This window comes from Domibacillus enclensis (assembly GCF_900156125.1).
GTDB lineage: Bacteria > Bacillota > Bacilli > Bacillales > Domibacillaceae > Domibacillus > Domibacillus enclensis.
Genome location: NZ_FTLX01000010.1, coordinates 90,416 through 106,617 on the forward strand (window position 1 = coordinate 90,416; position 16,202 = coordinate 106,617).

18 protein-coding genes and 10 tRNA genes are annotated in these 16,202 nt (G+C 46.7%); all 28 read left to right on the top strand.

Going from position 1 to position 16,202, the window contains the following annotated elements; genetic code table 11:
* The first annotated feature begins 2 nt into the window (after positions 1-2).
* The 28 genes from BW952_RS16960 (at position 3) to BW952_RS17095 (ending at position 16,027) form a co-directional block, all read left to right on the top strand.
* Positions 3-1,379, top strand: a complete 1,377-nt coding sequence (locus tag BW952_RS16960; protein ID WP_045852175.1) for a UDP-N-acetylmuramoyl-tripeptide--D-alanyl-D-alanine ligase — start codon at positions 3-5, stop codon at positions 1,377-1,379.
* Between the two features lie 14 nt (positions 1,380-1,393).
* Positions 1,394-2,083 (top strand): alpha/beta hydrolase, encoded by a 690-nt coding sequence (locus BW952_RS16965; RefSeq protein ID WP_331428873.1) that lies wholly within the window; start codon positions 1,394-1,396, stop codon positions 2,081-2,083.
* 136 nt (positions 2,084-2,219) lie between these two features.
* The gene (gene cshA / locus BW952_RS16970) at positions 2,220-3,707 is read left to right on the top strand and encodes a degradosome RNA helicase CshA (RefSeq protein WP_045852176.1); all 1,488 of its coding nucleotides are present in this window, start codon (positions 2,220-2,222) and stop codon (positions 3,705-3,707) included.
* A 57-nt stretch (positions 3,708-3,764) separates the two neighbouring features.
* A complete protein-coding gene (gene acpS / locus BW952_RS16975) occupies positions 3,765-4,115 on the top strand; it encodes a holo-ACP synthase (RefSeq protein WP_045852177.1) in 351 nt (116 codons plus the stop codon).
* Positions 4,116-4,161: 46 nt separating this feature from the next.
* Positions 4,162-5,127: a LolA family protein gene (locus BW952_RS16980; protein ID WP_045852178.1), complete on the top strand. Its 966-nt coding sequence runs from the start codon at positions 4,162-4,164 to the stop codon at positions 5,125-5,127.
* 80 nt (positions 5,128-5,207) lie between these two features.
* Positions 5,208-6,347 carry an alanine racemase gene (alr, locus tag BW952_RS16985; protein WP_045852179.1) on the top strand — a complete coding sequence of 380 codons (1,140 nt, stop codon included), beginning with the start codon at positions 5,208-5,210 and terminating at the stop codon, positions 6,345-6,347.
* Between the two features lie 136 nt (positions 6,348-6,483).
* Positions 6,484-6,765 (top strand): CopG family ribbon-helix-helix protein, encoded by a 282-nt coding sequence (locus BW952_RS16990; protein ID WP_045852180.1) that lies wholly within the window; start codon positions 6,484-6,486, stop codon positions 6,763-6,765.
* A gap of 5 nt (positions 6,766-6,770) precedes the next feature.
* Positions 6,771-7,121, top strand: coding sequence for a type II toxin-antitoxin system PemK/MazF family toxin (locus BW952_RS16995; protein WP_045852181.1), 351 nt, complete (start codon positions 6,771-6,773; stop codon positions 7,119-7,121).
* Between the two features lie 173 nt (positions 7,122-7,294).
* Positions 7,295-8,122 (top strand): STAS domain-containing protein, encoded by an 828-nt coding sequence (locus BW952_RS17000; RefSeq protein ID WP_045852182.1) that lies wholly within the window; start codon positions 7,295-7,297, stop codon positions 8,120-8,122.
* Positions 8,119-8,481 carry an STAS domain-containing protein gene (locus BW952_RS17005; protein WP_045852183.1) on the top strand — a complete coding sequence of 121 codons (363 nt, stop codon included), beginning with the start codon at positions 8,119-8,121 and terminating at the stop codon, positions 8,479-8,481. The genes BW952_RS17000 and BW952_RS17005 overlap by 4 nt, the downstream gene beginning before the upstream one ends.
* Positions 8,482-8,485: 4 nt before the next feature.
* Entirely contained in the window at positions 8,486-8,881 is a 396-nt protein-coding gene (locus BW952_RS17010) for an anti-sigma regulatory factor (RefSeq protein ID WP_045852184.1), read from the top strand.
* A gap of 10 nt (positions 8,882-8,891) precedes the next feature.
* A complete protein-coding gene (locus BW952_RS17015) occupies positions 8,892-9,902 on the top strand; it encodes a SpoIIE family protein phosphatase (protein ID WP_045852185.1) in 1,011 nt (336 codons plus the stop codon).
* Between the two features lie 85 nt (positions 9,903-9,987).
* Complete coding sequence (locus BW952_RS17020; protein WP_045852186.1) at positions 9,988-10,317, top strand: anti-sigma factor antagonist; 330 nt, start codon at positions 9,988-9,990, stop codon at positions 10,315-10,317.
* Between the two features lie 2 nt (positions 10,318-10,319).
* Positions 10,320-10,784, top strand: a complete 465-nt coding sequence (gene rsbW, locus BW952_RS17025; protein WP_045852187.1) for an anti-sigma B factor RsbW — start codon at positions 10,320-10,322, stop codon at positions 10,782-10,784.
* On the top strand, positions 10,762-11,556 hold the full coding sequence (gene sigB / locus BW952_RS17030) for an RNA polymerase sigma factor SigB (protein WP_045852188.1): 795 nt from the start codon (positions 10,762-10,764) through the stop codon (positions 11,554-11,556). Before rsbW ends, sigB begins: the two co-directional genes overlap by 23 nt.
* A complete protein-coding gene (locus BW952_RS17035; RefSeq protein WP_045852189.1) occupies positions 11,556-12,152 on the top strand; it encodes a PP2C family serine/threonine-protein phosphatase in 597 nt (198 codons plus the stop codon). The genes sigB and BW952_RS17035 overlap by 1 nt, the downstream gene beginning before the upstream one ends.
* Before the next feature lie 65 nt (positions 12,153-12,217).
* A complete protein-coding gene (locus BW952_RS17040) occupies positions 12,218-14,368 on the top strand; it encodes a Tex family protein (protein WP_045852190.1) in 2,151 nt (716 codons plus the stop codon).
* 2 nt (positions 14,369-14,370) lie between these two features.
* Complete coding sequence (locus tag BW952_RS17045; RefSeq protein ID WP_045852194.1) at positions 14,371-14,832, top strand: SprT family protein; 462 nt, start codon at positions 14,371-14,373, stop codon at positions 14,830-14,832.
* 150 nt (positions 14,833-14,982) lie between these two features.
* Positions 14,983-15,057: transfer RNA gene (locus BW952_RS17050), tRNA-Asn, on the top strand.
* A gap of 8 nt (positions 15,058-15,065) precedes the next feature.
* A tRNA-Ser gene (locus BW952_RS17055) sits at positions 15,066-15,156 on the top strand.
* Between the two features lie 18 nt (positions 15,157-15,174).
* Positions 15,175-15,246 (top strand) — tRNA-Glu (locus BW952_RS17060).
* 54 nt (positions 15,247-15,300) lie between these two features.
* Positions 15,301-15,377: transfer RNA gene (locus BW952_RS17065), tRNA-Asp, on the top strand.
* 16 nt (positions 15,378-15,393) lie between these two features.
* Positions 15,394-15,468 (top strand) — tRNA-Gln (locus BW952_RS17070).
* A 6-nt stretch (positions 15,469-15,474) separates the two neighbouring features.
* Positions 15,475-15,550 (top strand) — tRNA-Lys (locus BW952_RS17075).
* A 102-nt stretch (positions 15,551-15,652) separates the two neighbouring features.
* Positions 15,653-15,738: transfer RNA gene (locus BW952_RS17080), tRNA-Leu, on the top strand.
* 8 nt (positions 15,739-15,746) lie between these two features.
* Positions 15,747-15,823, top strand: a tRNA-Arg gene (locus tag BW952_RS17085).
* A 20-nt stretch (positions 15,824-15,843) separates the two neighbouring features.
* Positions 15,844-15,920 (top strand) — tRNA-Pro (locus BW952_RS17090).
* 33 nt (positions 15,921-15,953) lie between these two features.
* Positions 15,954-16,027 (top strand) — tRNA-Gly (locus tag BW952_RS17095).
* Positions 16,028-16,202 lie beyond the last annotated feature (175 nt).

Genomic DNA, 16,202 nt, shown 5'->3' on the forward strand with positions numbered 1-16,202 from the left:
CTATGATTCATAAAACAATTGAGCAAATCGCTCACATGATCAATATTGAAAACGATGTGGCAAAGTGGGGCGAGCAATCGATTACAGGTGTATCGATTGATTCACGCCAGGCAGCAGGCGGCCGGTTATTTGTTCCATTTGCAGGTGAAAACACAGACGGCCACAAATACGTCAGGCAGGCCATTGAAAGCGGAGCAGGGGCGGCACTCTGGCAAAAGGACGTTCCGGGCGCACCGGACGATCTGCCGGTACTCGTCGTCGAAGACACCTTGCTTGCCTTGCAGCAGCTGGCGAAATCATACCGGGATTCTCTTGACATCAAGGTGATCGGCATTACGGGAAGCAACGGGAAAACAACGGTGAAGGATATGACAGCCGCTGTTTTTGCCCAAAAATACCGTGTGCAGAAAACGGAAGGCAATTACAACAATCACATCGGACTCCCGCTGACGATGCTGTCGTTAACTGAAGAGACAGAAGTCGCTATTTTAGAAATGGGCATGAGCAGCCGTGGTGAAATTGAACTGCTGTCAAAGCTTGCGTCTCCGGATGCAGCGGTCATTACGAATATTGGTGAATCCCATCTTCAGGATTTAGGATCGCGTGAAGCGATTGCGGATGCCAAGCTGGAAATTACCGCAGGGTTAAAAGAAGACGGAACACTGTTTTATTTAGGGGATGAGCCGCTTCTTGCAGAAAAGATCAATGAAGTAACTACTTTTCAATTGAAAACATTCGGCGTAGGAAGCACGAATGACTTGTACCCTATATCTGTTCAGCAGCTGGAAAGCGGAAGCATCTTTAAGGTGAACCAGGCGCCAGGGGTTCAATTTGAGCTGCCGGTTCTTGGCCAGCACAATGTGACCAACGCACTTGCGGCTATTGCGGCTGCCCACCTTTTCCACGTTCCGCTTGAACTGGCTGCAGCCGGTTTGAGAAAAGTCGAGCTGACCAAAATGCGGATGGAATGGGTAGAAGGGAAAAATGGCGTGAAAATGATTAATGACGCGTATAATGCCAGCCCTACGTCTGTTAAAGCGGCGATTGCACTTGTGTCTGACTTGCCGTCGGAAGCGAAAAAAATTGTTGTGCTCGGTGATATGCTTGAGCTTGGACTGGATGAAGAGCTTTTTCATTATCAGACAGGGCAAGCCATCAACCCTGACAAGATTGACTACGTCTTTACGTACGGAGCGCTCGGGCAATTTATCGCCTCTGGTGCCAAAGGATCATTTGGCGCGGACCGCGTCTTTTCATTCCAGGACAAAGAGGAGCTGACCGAGTCGCTGCATCAGATCCTGCAGGGCAACGAGCTTATCCTGTTCAAGGCATCAAGAGGAATGAAACTGGAAGAAGTAGTCGAAAGCCTCATACTTTAAAAGGGCGGTGACGAATGATGATCGGTTGCCTTTTCATTCATGGATTCACAGGCTCGCCGTATGAAGTGCAGCCGCTTGCGGATTATTTGCAGGAGCAGACCGATTGGAAAATCGCCGTTCCGGTTTTGCCCGGGCACGGCGAAACGCTTTCGCTTAAAAAAATAGCTTGTACAGAATGGCTGGACTGTGCGGAAGCCGCGCTTATTGAGCTTTTGGAAGAATGTGACCATGTATATGTGGTCGGCTTTTCCATGGGCGGGCTCATTGCTGCTTATTTAACCGCCCGGTATCCGGTGAAAAAGCTTGTTATGCTGAGTGCTGCGGCGAAATATTTAAACCCGGCTCAGGTGAAAGAAGACGTAAAAGACATGATGAAGGACCTTCGTGAGAAAAAATTGCACGAGAACGAATTATTCCTGCGTTACCGGGAGAAACTGCTCGTAACGCCGCCCAGTGCTGCGCGCCAATTTCAAAAAGTGGTTGGCCTGGCACGGCCTTCTTTAAAGAAAATTAATATCCCGGTTTTTATTGCACAGGGAACAGCAGATGGCATCGTGCCAGTTAAAAGTGCACCTTATATTTATCGCCGCCTTTCGTCAGCAGAGCGCCACTTGTATTATTCTCAGGATGCCAAGCATTTGATTTGCCATACGGGAAACACAGAAGAGCTTTTCAAGAAAGTCTTTACATTTCTGTCCGGATAACGTAAAGTTATACAAATGCGCATTGAAAATTCGGACGTGAAATGATAAAATGGAAAAGACATGTTGCTCTTCGCATGAATGTAGAAGGGTATTTTTTTGTGCGGATAGCAGTTTAACATAGAAGGAGAAGAAACTATTGACAAAATTTAAAGATTTAAATTTAAGTGAAGAAACACTCAAGGCAATCGACAAAATGGGGTTTGAAGAGGCGACGCCGATTCAAGCAGAAACGATTCCGTTAGGCTTATCAGGCAAAGACATTATTGGCCAGGCACAAACGGGAACAGGTAAAACGACTGCATTTGGTATTCCAATGGTCGAAAAAATTGACACGAAAAATGATTCGATCCAAGGATTGATCATCGCTCCGACACGCGAGCTTGCGATTCAGGTATCTGAAGAGCTTTACCGCATTGGCGGCGGCAAACGTGCTCGTGTATTGGCTGTTTATGGCGGACAGGACATTCAGCGCCAGATTCGTGCGTTAAAACAACGCCCGCATATCATCGTTGGAACACCGGGACGTATTCTTGACCATATCAACCGCCGCACATTAAAGCTTGAAAACATTCAAACGCTTGTTCTTGACGAAGCAGATGAAATGCTGAACATGGGCTTTATCCAGGACATTGAATCCATTCTTTCAAACGTTCCTGCAGAGCGCCAGACGCTTTTGTTCTCTGCAACAATGCCGGGTCCAATCCGTGCGATTGCAGAACGCTTCATGAAGGATCCGGAAATGATCAAGGTAAAAGCGAAGGAAATGACTGTTTCAAACATTGATCAGTACTTCGTAAAAGTGCCGCAGCGTGAGAAGTTTGACGTTCTTGCCCGCTTGATGGATTCACATTCACCGGAGCTTGCGATTATTTTCGGCCGTACAAAACGCCGTGTAGATGAGCTGGCTAACGCTTTAAGCCTGCGCGGATATCAAGCGGAAGGCATTCATGGTGACTTGACGCAAGCCAAACGTTTAACGGTACTGAACCGTTTTAAATCCGGCAAGATCGATGTGTTGGTTGCAACAGACGTCGCAGCTCGCGGTCTTGATATTTCAGGTGTAACACATGTATACAACTATGACATTCCACAAGACCCGGAAAGCTATGTACACCGTATTGGCCGTACAGGACGCGCGGGTAAAGAAGGAATGGCGGTTACACTCGTTGATCCACGCGAAATGAGCTATCTGCGTGAAGTAGAGCGCACAACGAAAAAACGCATGGAACCAATGGAAGCTCCATCTTGGGATGATGCTTTGGTCGGCTTGCAGCAAGGTGCTGTTACAGAGCTTGAAGAAGCTATTTCGAAAAACGAATGGGCAGAGTACCGCGTATTCGCAAAAGACATCCTGGACCAGTACAGCCCGGAAGACGTTGTAGCAGCAGCTCTTAAGCTGATTACAAAAGAGCCGGACCGCACGCCGGTTCACATTACAAACGAAGCAGCATTGCCACAAAGACGCGATAAATTCCGTAGCAAAAACTCAGGCGGAGGCGGCTACCGCAAGTCAAGCGGAGGCGGCGGACGTCAGGGCGGCGGACGCTCTTACGGAAACCGTGACCGCAAAGGCGGATCAGGTGGCTCTGGCGGCGGCGGACGTCGTAAATATTCATCTAACTAATAAAAGCAAAAGCCGTTCCGGGTCTCCGGAGCGGCTTTTTTTGAAGGGATGACCAATATGATCAAAGGGATTGGCATGGATATTGTAGAAATTAATCGAATTCAATCGGTAATTGAGCGGCAGCCTAAGTTTTTGGAGCGGATCTTAACGCCTGAAGAACAGGGTTGCTTTCATGCAAAAAAAGGCAGCCGGAAATGGGAGTATGCGGCCGGCCGCTTTGCGGTGAAGGAAGCTTTTTCAAAGGCAGCCGGTACAGGAATCGGTTCGGAGCTGTCATTTCAGGATATTGAAGTTGGTTCGGACGAAAGAGGCAAGCCGGTATTAATCCGTCCTTATTCAAATGGGGTTCATGTAACCATTACCCATAGCCGGGAGTATGCGGCCGCGGTTGTTGTGATCGAATCATAATCGTACAGGCCTCCTCATATAGTGCTTATGAGGAAGGGGTGCGTGCATGAAAAAATGGTTCGGATTACTACTGATGATCTTGTTGCTTGCAGCGTGTGGGGCACCGTCAAAGGATGAGGTAATCAGCGATATTTCTGAAAAAGCGAAAAGCGCTGCCGGCTATAAAGCGAAAGCGATTCTGGAAGTTCAAGCAGGCAAGGAAAAGCAAAGCTACAATGTGGATATCTGGAATGACCGCCATACGAATTACCGGGTTCACCTTGCCTCTGTGACAAACAAGCACAGCCAGACCATCGTGAAAAATAAAACAGGCATTTATGTTATGACACCGTCACTCGGAAAAAGCTTCAAATATGAAAACAACTGGCCGGAAAACAGCAGCCAATCGTATTTATTTGAATCGCTCGCTGCTGACATACAAGCAGACGGTGAAGCGGTGTTTAAAGAAACGGATCAATATTACGTTTTTGACACGAAAACAAGGTATACGAACAGCCAGATGCTTCCCCGCCAGCAAATATCCTTTCATAAAAAAGACTTGACGCCAGCTTTTGTAAAAGTAATGGACAAAAACAAAAAGGTAGTCATTGCGGTTACATTTAAAAAAATGGACTTAAACCCGTCGTTTGCGAAAAACGACTTCAGTGAGAAAAAAGCTGAGATCAAGGAAACGGCTGGGGAAGCCCCGTCTGAATTTATGGTTCATTATCCGGCCCATACAAACGGAGCGGAGTTATCAGAAGAAGTGAAGATCGACAGCCGGATTGTGCTCACGTACGAAGGAGAAAAGCCGTTTACATTAATTGAGCAGCCTGTTTCTTCTGCGGGTGAAGAAGGAATTGTGGCAGCATCCGGCTCGCTGGTGGATATGGGCTTTACAGCAGGGGAGTCCGCGGATGGTTCTCTGGAGTGGATTTACGATGGAGTGAAATTTATGCTGGCTTCAGACCAATTAACAGAAGCAGAAATGGAGCAAATTGCCGCGACAATGAATCCGGACAGCGTAAAGTGATGGAGCAGCGCATTTACCGCTGCTTTTTTTTTCGTTACAATGGATGAAGAAGCAGATGAAGAAATGGAGACGTGACATCGATGGAGTTTTACCGCGATACATGGGCAGAAATCGATCTTGATGCAATTAAATGGAATGTAGAAAATACGATAAAGCAGCTGGATGCACCGGCTTTTTTATATGCTGTTGTGAAAGCGAACGCATACGGGCATGGAGATGTGCAGGTGGCTCGTGCGGCACTGGAGGCAGGGGCACAGGGTCTTGCAGTTGCCTTTTTAGATGAAGCACTGAAGATCCGCGCAGCAGGCATTGATGCACCCATGCTTGTGCTGGGAGCAAGCCGCCCGGAGGATGCGCATCTGGCAGCGGCAGAGAATATTTCTGTCACGGTGTACGACGTGGAGTGGCTGAACGGGGCAAAGCTTGCGGCAGGACAGCGCCTTTCCATCCATATTAAGTGCGATACAGGCATGGGGCGGATCGGATTAAAAACAAAAGAAGAACTGCAGCAGCTAATGGATCAAATGCAACAGAAGGAGTCCTTTTTCTTTGAAGGAATCTTTACTCATTTTGCGACAGCGGATGAAACGGAAACAAGTTATTTGGAAGAACAAATAAAGAAATTCCGTGAGCTCGTCGATTCTCTCCCCGTTAAGCCGCCTTTTATTCATTGCGCAAACAGTGCAGCCACACTGAGGTTTCGAGGGGCAGGGTGCAACACAGTCCGGCTCGGTATTTCCATGTACGGCCTCACACCTTCAACGGAAATGTCCCATTTGCTTCCGTTTAAGCTGAAGCCGGCTTTTTCCCTGCATACGAGGCTTGTTCATGTAAAGCAGCTGGAGCCCGGAGAGAAAGTGAGCTACGGTGCAACGTACGAAGCAGAGGATTCAGAATGGGTCGGCACCTTGCCGATTGGGTATGCGGACGGATGGATACGGAAGCTTTCCGGACAAGAGGTGCTTGTTGACGGCAAGCGTGTGCCGATCATCGGCAGAATATGCATGGACCAGTGCATGATTAAGCTTCCGAAGGCATATAAACCAGGCACAATGGCAACACTGATTGGCGTACAGGGACAGGAAAACATTTCAATGGAAGAAGTCGCAGCAAAAAGAGAAACGATTAACTATGAAATTCCGTGTGTGATCACGTCACGTGTTCCCCGTGTATACAAGCGGCGTGGTGAAATCGTTTCCGTTCAAAATCCGCTGTTATAAACTGGTGGGGGTACCAATCGGCCTGTTATACAACATTTTTGAAAAATATCCTTCCAAACCAATAGACTGAATGGTATGATAAACAGGACAGTAACAAACAAAGAGATGTGTGCAGTGATTGGTGGAGGTGTAGTTCTTGTCTGAATCCAGTACGACGACAGATGTGTTAGTAAACTTGCCAAAACAGTTTGTAAATGAACTTGACTGTTTTGCGGAGCAGGAAGAAATCAGCCGCAGTGAATTCATTTACCGCGCAACGAAAATGTATTTGCGTGAGCGTAAAAAACGCCATATCCAGGAATCAATGCGTCGCGGCTATATGGAAATGGCCAAGATCAACCTTGCAATTGCTTCCGAAGCGATGCAGGCGGAATTTGAGGCAGGAAACACAGTCGAACGTTTAGTAAGTGGAGGATAAACCGTGTGATCGTAAAACGTGGTGACGTATATTTTGCAGACCTGTCCCCTGTTGTCGGCTCCGAACAAGGCGGCGTCCGGCCTGTTCTTGTCGTTCAAAACGACATCGGGAATCGGTTCAGTCCCACTATTATCGTCGCAGCCATTACAGCTCAGATCCAAAAAGCCAAGCTGCCGACGCATGTGGAAATCAATGCGGAACGGTACGGGTTTGAAAGAGACTCCGTCATTTTGCTCGAACAGATTCGGACAATCGACAAGCAGCGGCTGACAGACAAGATAACGCAGCTCGACGAAGGAATGATGGAGAAAGTGGACGACGCTTTGCAAATCAGTTTAGGCCTTATACAATTTTAACGAAGCACCTCCGTGTAATCGGCAGGTGCTTTTTTCTTTTGAACCATAATTTTTCTTGTCTGGCAGGTGATACTGCTTTTGTATTGTTGACAGAACCTTTATAATGAAAATAATGAACGTTTTTGACGAAAACCGCGGGATGGTGAAGCGGACATAGGAATGGAGAGAACCGAATGCGGAAAAAGATTTTTCAATATGTGCAATCTCACAGTGATGAGATTTTAAATGAATGGATTGAATTAATGCGCGCGGAAGCTGATGAACGAGCTTTCCAGGCGATGTCTGACCATATGTTTACAAAAACAAGCTCGGATTTTATTGAATTGGTTAAATCCAATTTTTCTGATTCAGAAGAAAAATTCCAAGAGCGTGCTGTCGATTTTTCTGAGAATATCGTGCGTCTCGGCTGGCCGTTAACGATGATCACAGAAGGACTGCGGGTTTTTAGTCAAATTGTCGAACAGGGCATGCAAAAATCCAACGTCATCGATCAGGTCAGTTATATCGATTTTACAGCAGAGATCAATAACTGGATGTTCCCGATGTATAAAACCATCACGGAAGCTTATACGACCTCATGGGAGCGAACCGTTTCCCTTCAAAGAATTGCACTTCAGGAACTTTCAGCACCACTAATTCCTGTGTTTGATAAAATTTCCGTTATGCCGCTTGTCGGCACGATCGATACCGAACGTGCAAAGCAAATTATGGAGAACTTGCTTGAGGGTGTGGTCAGTCACCGGGCAGAAGTTGTGTTGATCGACATTACAGGTGTTCCAGTTGTCGATACGATGGTGGCTCATCATATTATTCAAGCAGCAGAAGCGGTCCGGCTTGTGGGCGCAAAATGCACAATCGTCGGCATACGTCCGGAAATCGCCCAAACGATTGTGAACCTGGGGATTAACCTCGAGGAGGTAACAACAACAAGCACCTTGAAAAAAGGTGTGGAACAGGCGCTAGCGATGACATCAAGACAAATTGTGGAGGTACACGAATGAATATGCGAATTCCGATTTTAAAACTGCATGACACGCTTCTTATATCAATTCAATGGGAACTTGATGATCAAACAGCGCTGCAATTTCAAGAAGACCTCTTACACAAGATTCACGAAACGAGTGCCAGAGGCGTCGTAATCGATTTTACATCGATCGATTTTATTGACTCCTTTATTGCCAAGGTGCTTGGCGACGTCATCAGCATGTCCAAGCTGATGGGTGCTAAAGTCGTTATTACCGGCATTCAGCCTGCTGTTGCCATTACATTAATCGAATTAGGTATCCGTTTGGAGGAAGTGATGACCGCACTGGATCTCGAAAAAGGTTTGGAGAAACTTCAACGGGAACTGGGGGACTGAAACGATGGACTCTAGTGTGAAAATTATAAACGAATGGGATATCGTAGCGGCGAGGCAGCTCGGCCGAAATGTGGCTAAAGAGCTCGGGTTTGGCACTGTGGACCAGGCGCGAATCACGACTGCGATCAGTGAACTGGCCCGTAATATTTATTTATACGCGGGACAGGGAGAAATTACGATAGAGAAAGTAGAGAATGGAGCGAAAAGAGGCATGACCATCATTTCTCGTGACGAAGGACCGGGCATCCCCGATCTTCGCAAAGTCATGGAGGATGGCTTCTCAACTTCTGGAGGACTGGGAGCAGGACTACCTGGCGTAAAACGGCTTATGGATGAATTTTCTATCGAATCGACGCCCGGGGAAGGAACGCTTATTCAGTCGGTGAAGTGGCTTCGTTAGGAGGGCAAGAATGAATTTTAGAGATACGATGCTCGATGAATATAAAGAAATCTTAAAAACATACATCAATGACCAGACTGAGCAGGCTCTGTACATGAGCCAAAAGTTCAGCAGAAAGTCGATCGAGTTTAAAATCTCGCCGGAAGAGATGATCAGCCTTCATAAAACGTCTATTATGGAGCTTGAACCGGAGCTTCCGGAATCTCTTCTGCTCTCTCTTGATATTTTGCTGGAAGTGATGATGAGCTATGGGCTGGCTTACCGTGAGCACCAAAGTCTTCGCACTATCCAGCGGGAGCTCATTAATGAAATTGAAGTTGCTGCCAGCATGCAGCAGACATTGCTTGGCACGCAGATTCCCAATATTCCTTCAATGGATATTGGCGCAATCAGTGTGCCGGCCAAGCAGATGAGCGGGGATTACTATCATTTTGTCTCGCATGAAAATGGCGCAATCAGCGTAGCGATTGCTGATATTATCGGCAAAGGGATACCAGCTGCTCTTTGCATGTCCATGATCAAATACTCCATGGACAGTATGCCTGAAGACAGCCAGGCGCCAGGAGATGTATTGGAGCGGCTCAATCGGGTAGTGGAGCAAAATGTCGATCCGACCATGTTCATTACGATGTTCAGCGGATTATATAACCCGGAGACTCATATGTTTTCCTATTCGTCAGCTGGACACGAGCCCGGCTTTTTTTATCATGCCGAAACAGGGGAATTTGAAGAGCTTCAAGCGAAGGGTTTACTGCTGGGTGTCGATAAAAAAGCGAAATACAATGAGTATGACCGGAAAGTTGAAGTAGGCGATGTCATTTTGCTTATGTCTGATGGTGTCACAGAATGCCGGACAGAGGACGGTTTTTTAGAAGTGGATACACTGATTGGATACATTGAGAAATATATCCATCTAGGCTCGCAGGAAATCGCCAATAAAGTCTACAAGGAACTGGAGTACTTGCAGGACTTTCAGCTGAGAGATGATTTTACCCTTATTATTTTGAAAAGAACCATATAGCTGGTTTAACAGCACCAGGCGTCGGGTAGTAGAAGGATATTGGAAAGAACGAAGCGATAATTAATGCTAAAGGTGGTTTACTTGAATGAACATTACGATTGACGTACAAGAACAAGCACAGCAGACAACGATCAACCTTGCTGGTGAAATTGATGCATATACAGCTCCGAAGTTACGTGAAACAGCTTTTCCTTACACTGAAAAACAAGGAGCAGATATCGTCATTGATCTGTCTGGTGTTACGTATATGGACAGTACAGGTCTCGGCGTATTCGTCGGGCTTTTTAAAAGCTTAAATGCGAACAATGGCACACTAAAATTAACAGGATTATCTGATCGGTTAAAGAGACTTTTTGATATTACAGGCCTTGCAGACATCATGAACATCAACTCTGGATCAGAAGGTGGCGTGTAAGAATGAAATATGCTGATTACATCGAAATGAAAATCCCGGCCAGACCAGAATTTGTCGGAATCACGAGACTGACGCTATCCGGCATTGCCAGCCGAATGGGTTTCACTTATGATACGATTGAAGATTTGAAAATTGCCACAAGCGAAGCGATTACAAATGCGGTTCAGCATGCTTATAAGGGAGAAGATGGTGAAGTGCTGATCGGCTTCAGTCTTCATGAAGACCATCTCGAGGTCGTTGTATCAGATAATGGAAACAGCTTTAATTTTCATGAAACGAAAGAAGCGCTTGGTCCATACAAAGAAAATTCCATCGAATTTCTTCGTGAAGGAGGGCTGGGGCTTTATTTAATCGAAACATTAATGGATGAAGTGAAAGTACACCAGAATGAAGGGATTACATTGTTTATGACAAAGTATCTCGAAGGAGAGCAGGTGGAGAGGGATGCAGAAACCGTCTCGACCTAATCAAGCTGCAAAGCTTCAGGCCATTGAATGGATTAAAGCGTTCCAGGAAAATGGAGATCGAGAGGCACAGGATAAGCTCGTCAAGCATTATCAGGGACTTGTCGAATCCATCGCCAGAAAGTATTCAAAAGGACGTTCGCATCATGAGGATATCGTACAGGTCGGCATGATGGGGCTGCTTGGAGCCATTCGGCGGTATGACGATTCGTTCGGGAAAAGCTTTGAGGCGTTCGCTATCCCAACCATTGTTGGAGAAATCAAGCGCTTCTTGCGCGACAAAACCTGGAGTGTCCATGTACCCCGCCGGATCAAGGAACTCGGGCCAAAGATTAAGTCCGCGAACGAAGAACTAACGACTTCCTTGCAGCGTTCGCCAAAGGTAAGCGAGATTGCCCAATACCTGGATATTCCTGAAGAAGAAGTGCTCGAAGCGATGGAAATGGGGAAAAGCTACCAGGCTTTATCCGTTGATCATTCGATCGAAGCGGATTCAGACGGCAGCACAGTGACACTGCTTGACATTGTCGGCAACCGTGAAGAAGGATATGAACGAGTGGACCAGCGCCTTGTACTTGAAAAAGTACTGCACGTTTTATCAGACCGCGAAAAGCAGATTATCCAATTCACGTATTTGGAAAATTTAAGCCAAAAAGATGCGGGAGACAAGCTGGGCATTTCTCAAATGCACGTGTCAAGGCTGCAACGGAGAGCGATTAAAAAGCTGAAAGAAGCGATTCATGCTGAGGCGTATTCCACGGAGCACCTTTCTTGATGGAGAGAGAGAAAAGCAAATGGCTGGAATTGGTCGCAGGCACCCATTCAAAAGGCGGAAATTCTCACTGTGGAGACACGTATTTCTTTGTCCAGGATGATACGTCATTTGTTTGCCTGCTTGCTGATGGTCTTGGCAGCGGCCGATTCGCTTATGAATCGTCTTATGCCGCTTTGGAAATTGTGGAGCGTGAATGGAAGAGAGAGTCCATTGAAGGCATGATGGACCTCATTAATAAAGCGATGTTTCAAAAGCGGGGAGCGGCAGTCGCTTTGTTTAAGGTTGATTTTGAAACAAAGACCTTTGAGTACACGTGCGTAGGCAATATTCGGTTTTATCTGTATGGACCAGATGGAAAGCTGACATATCCGTTGCCCGTGACAGGGTATCTTTCCGGGCGGCCACAGCGGTACAGAATGGAGCATTTCGTGTATCAGCCGGGCAGCAAGTTTTTAGTTCATTCGGATGGCGTCGTTCTGTTGAACACAAAAGAGCTTATGCGCTACCGAAGCACAGAACAAATCGCAGCAGAACTGGACACAGTCGCTGCAAAATCAAATGATGATGCGACTTTTCTTGTAGGAAACCTGCTGTAATCAGCGGGTTTTTTTGTTTTTTGCTACAATAGAGGCAGTCGAATGAAAGAAGCGGAGGCACGAAGATGAATGAGCAATTGATCAAAGCAACGGCAGCTGACACGGGGAGCAGTGAAAAGCAAGTACAGGCTGTTATTCAATTAACGGAAGAAGGCAACACAATCCCGTTTATCGCGCGTTATCGAAAAGAAATGACGGGCTCTCTAGACGAAGTTGAAATACGGTCGATTTTAGAGCGGCATACATATCGGAAAAATGTGGAGCAGCGTAAAGAAGAAGTGAGCCGTTCCATTACAGAGCAGGAAAAGATGACACCGGAGCTGAATGCAGCCATTCAAGCTGCGAAAACATTGCAGGCAGTCGAGGATTTATATCGTCCATTTAAACAAAAAAAACGGACAAAGGCGTCAGTAGCGAAAGAAAAAGGGCTTGAGCCGCTGGCGAAATGGCTTCTTTCTTGTCAGGTCCCGGCAGAGATTGATCAGGAAGCGAAACAATATGTAAGCGATACAGTAGCAAATGCGGAAGAGGCTCTTGCAGGCGCATCCGATATCATTGCCGAAACAATCGCAGATGATGCCTCAGTCCGCCAGCGTATTCGTCTTGATATGACGAAATACGGGAAAGTAAAAACAGAGGTAAAAGGCGAAGACGAAAAAGAAGTGTTTAAAATGTATTATGACTATGAAGAGCCTGTAAACAAAATAGCGCCTCACCGCACGCTGGCGATTAACCGCGGCGAAAGTGAAGGAGTGTTAAAGGTGGCTGTTGCCTTTGATGAAGAACGCGTGATTCGGTACTTAACGGGCAAATTTATTCGAAATGAACAAAGTAATGCGGCGCCGATTATTTTAAACGCCGCACGTGATGCGTTTAAGCGGCTGATTCGGCCGTCCGTTGAGCGTGAGGTTCGGAACGAGCTGACGGAAAAAGCGGAAGAACGGGCCATTCATATTTTTTCTGAGAACTTAAAAAATCTTCTTCTCCAGCCGCCGCTAAAAGGCAAGGTCGTGCTTGCGGTTGATCCGGCCTATCGCACGGGCTGCAAATTAGCGGTCATTGATGAAATCGGAAAGGTGCTGGCGATTAAAGTCATTTATCCGCACACAGGGGAAGGCAAGCGCAAGGAAGCAAAAGGCTTGTTCAAGCAGCTGGCCGATGAATTCGCGGCGGATATTATCGCAATCGGAAATGGCACAGCATCGCGTGAAACAGAACAGTTCGTCGTAGAAATGCTGCCGGAGCTTTCAAAAAAAGCGGCGTATATTATTGTAAATGAAGCGGGTGCCAGTGTATATTCTGCATCGGACATCGCTCGCGAGGAATTTCCTCATCTTCAAGTAGAGGAGCGGAGTGCGGTTTCAATCGGACGGCGTATTCAGGACCCGCTGGCTGAGCTCGTGAAAATTGACCCGCAATCGATTGGCGTCGGACAATACCAGCATGATGTTTCACAAAAAAAATTGTCCGGTTCCCTTGCGTTTGTAGTGGAAACAGCAGTAAACAGAGTCGGTGTAGATGTTAATACAGCTTCTCCATCTCTGCTGGAGCACGTGGCAGGGTTAAACAAAACCGTCGCTAAAAACATCGTGCAGTTCCGCGAAGAGAATGGAAAATTCACCAAACGGTCCGTTATAAAAAAAGTTCCGCGTCTTGGCGGCAAAACATTCGAGCAGTGCATTGGATTCCTGCGCATCACAGACGGAGACGAACCGCTTGACCGGACACCGATTCACCCGGAAAATTATAAAGCAGTCTCTGCCCTGCTGGCGTCAATCGGCTTTAAAACAGCGGATATTGGATCGCCTGCCTTAACAGAAGCACTGCAGAAGATCGACTTAAAGCAAATGTCGGAATCGCTTGATATTGGTGAAGTAACATTAAAAGACATAATGGATTCTCTTCAAAAGCCTGGCCGTGATCCTCGGGATGAAATGGCCGCTCCGCTTTTGAAAACAGACATTTTAAAGATGGAAGACCTTCAAAAGGGAATGGAGCTAGAAGGAACGGTTCGAAATGTAACCGATTTTGGTGCTTTCGTCGACATAGGAGTCAAGCAGGATGGGCTTGTCCACATTTCCAAGCTGAAAAAAGGCTTCGTGAAAAATCCGTTTGATGTTGTATCGGTTGGCGACATCGTGACAGTCTGGGTAGACGGCGTAGAGGCAGCTAAAGGAAGAATCTCATTAACGATGGTTAAAAACGAGCTAACATAATGATAAGCGATGAAAGGCTTCAAAAACTGACGGAAGAGCTCTCTCTTCAGTTTTTTGACCGTCCATTTCTTCACCGGACATATATAAACAAGCGGCTTCGCACGACAGGGGGCCGCTATCTGCTCCATTCACATCATATAGAAGTGAACGGGAAATACTTCGAAGTGTACGGGGAAAAAGAGATTGTTGGCATCTTGAAGCACGAATTGTGCCATTATCATCTGCATTTGCTGGGCAAGGGCTATAAGCACGGAGACGATGATTTCAAGAAGCTTTTAAAACAAACGGGTTCACCTCGATATTGCCGGCCGCTTCCTGCTGCACCGGGCGGGCAAGTGAAGCGCCGTGTTCTTCTTTACCGTTGTACCGTATGCGGCAAAATGTATGAAAGACGGCGCCGCGTGAACGTGAAAAAGTATGCTTGCGGCATTTGCAGAGGAACCATAAGTGAAATGATGAAATAATAATATTGACAGATGCTGCTTCAATTGATATTTTAATTGAGCAGCTTTTTTTTGAAAAGGATCGTCTAAGAGAAAATACTTCAAAAAAATGTTGACTTCAATTTAGTAGATCGATTATAATACTAATTGTCGATCAGGTAAAATCATTATTCCGCAGTAGCTCAGTGGTAGAGCAATCGGCTGTTAACCGATCGGTCGCAAGTTCGAGTCTTGCCTGCGGAGCCATAATATCTGGGGAAGTACTCAAGAGGCTGAAGAGGCGCCCCTGCTAAGGGTGTAGGTCGGGTAACCGGCGCGAGGGTTCAAATCCCTCCTTCTCCGCCAGATTTATATTTTTATGTCGGCCCCTTGGTCAAGCGGTTAAGACACCGCCCTTTCACGGCGGTAACACGGGTTCGAATCCCGTAGGGGTCATTGCATTGTCGGGAAGCCGGCTTTACCGGTTTCCTTTCTTTATGCTCACTTTTTGGTCCGGTAGTTCAGTTGGTTAGAATGCCTGCCTGTCACGCAGGAGGTCGCGGGTTCGAGTCCCGTCCGGACCGCCATTCTTTAATGTGTTAATGGGCTATAGCCAAGCGGTAAGGCAACGGACTTTGACTCCGTCACGCGAAGGTTCGAATCCTTCTAGCCCAGCCATTTTTCGAGCCATTAGCTCAGTTGGTAGAGCATCTGACTTTTAATCAGAGGGTCGAAGGTTCGAGTCCTTCATGGCTCACCATTTTATTTTAAACAGAACGCTAAAAAGTGTTGACCAACTAAATTGGATCATGTATAATCTAATCTTGTTGGTAAATGAAATTGGTGCACGGAACGCTTACATGCGGTCGTGGCGGAATGGCAGACGCGCTAGGTTGAGGGCCTAGTGGGGGCAACCCCGTGGAGGTTCAAGTCCTCTCGGCCGCACCAATTATAAAGCGCCCGTAGCTCAATTGGATAGAGTACTTGACTACGAATCAAGCGGTTAGAGGTTCGAGTCCTCTCGGGCGCGCCACTATAATATATTAAACGATCCGGGAAGTAGCTCAGCTTGGTAGAGCACTTGGTTTGGGACCAAGGGGTCGCAGGTTCGAATCCTGTCTTCCCGACCATTTTATCTTAATCGATAAAACGAGTCATTATATGCGGGTGTAGTTTAATGGTAAAACCTCAGCCTTCCAAGCTGATGTCGTGGGTTCGATTCCCATCACCCGCTCCATTTACTGAATGATTGAACATTGAAAACTGAACAAAATCAATAAAAACGTCAACGTTTTAAGTTTTATCTTCTTATTGAAGTGCACCCCGCATTTTCAATAAGAAACAAATGAGCAAGTCAGCTTTCTTTTTGGAGAGTTTGATCCTGGCTCAGGACGAACGCTGGCGGCGTGCCT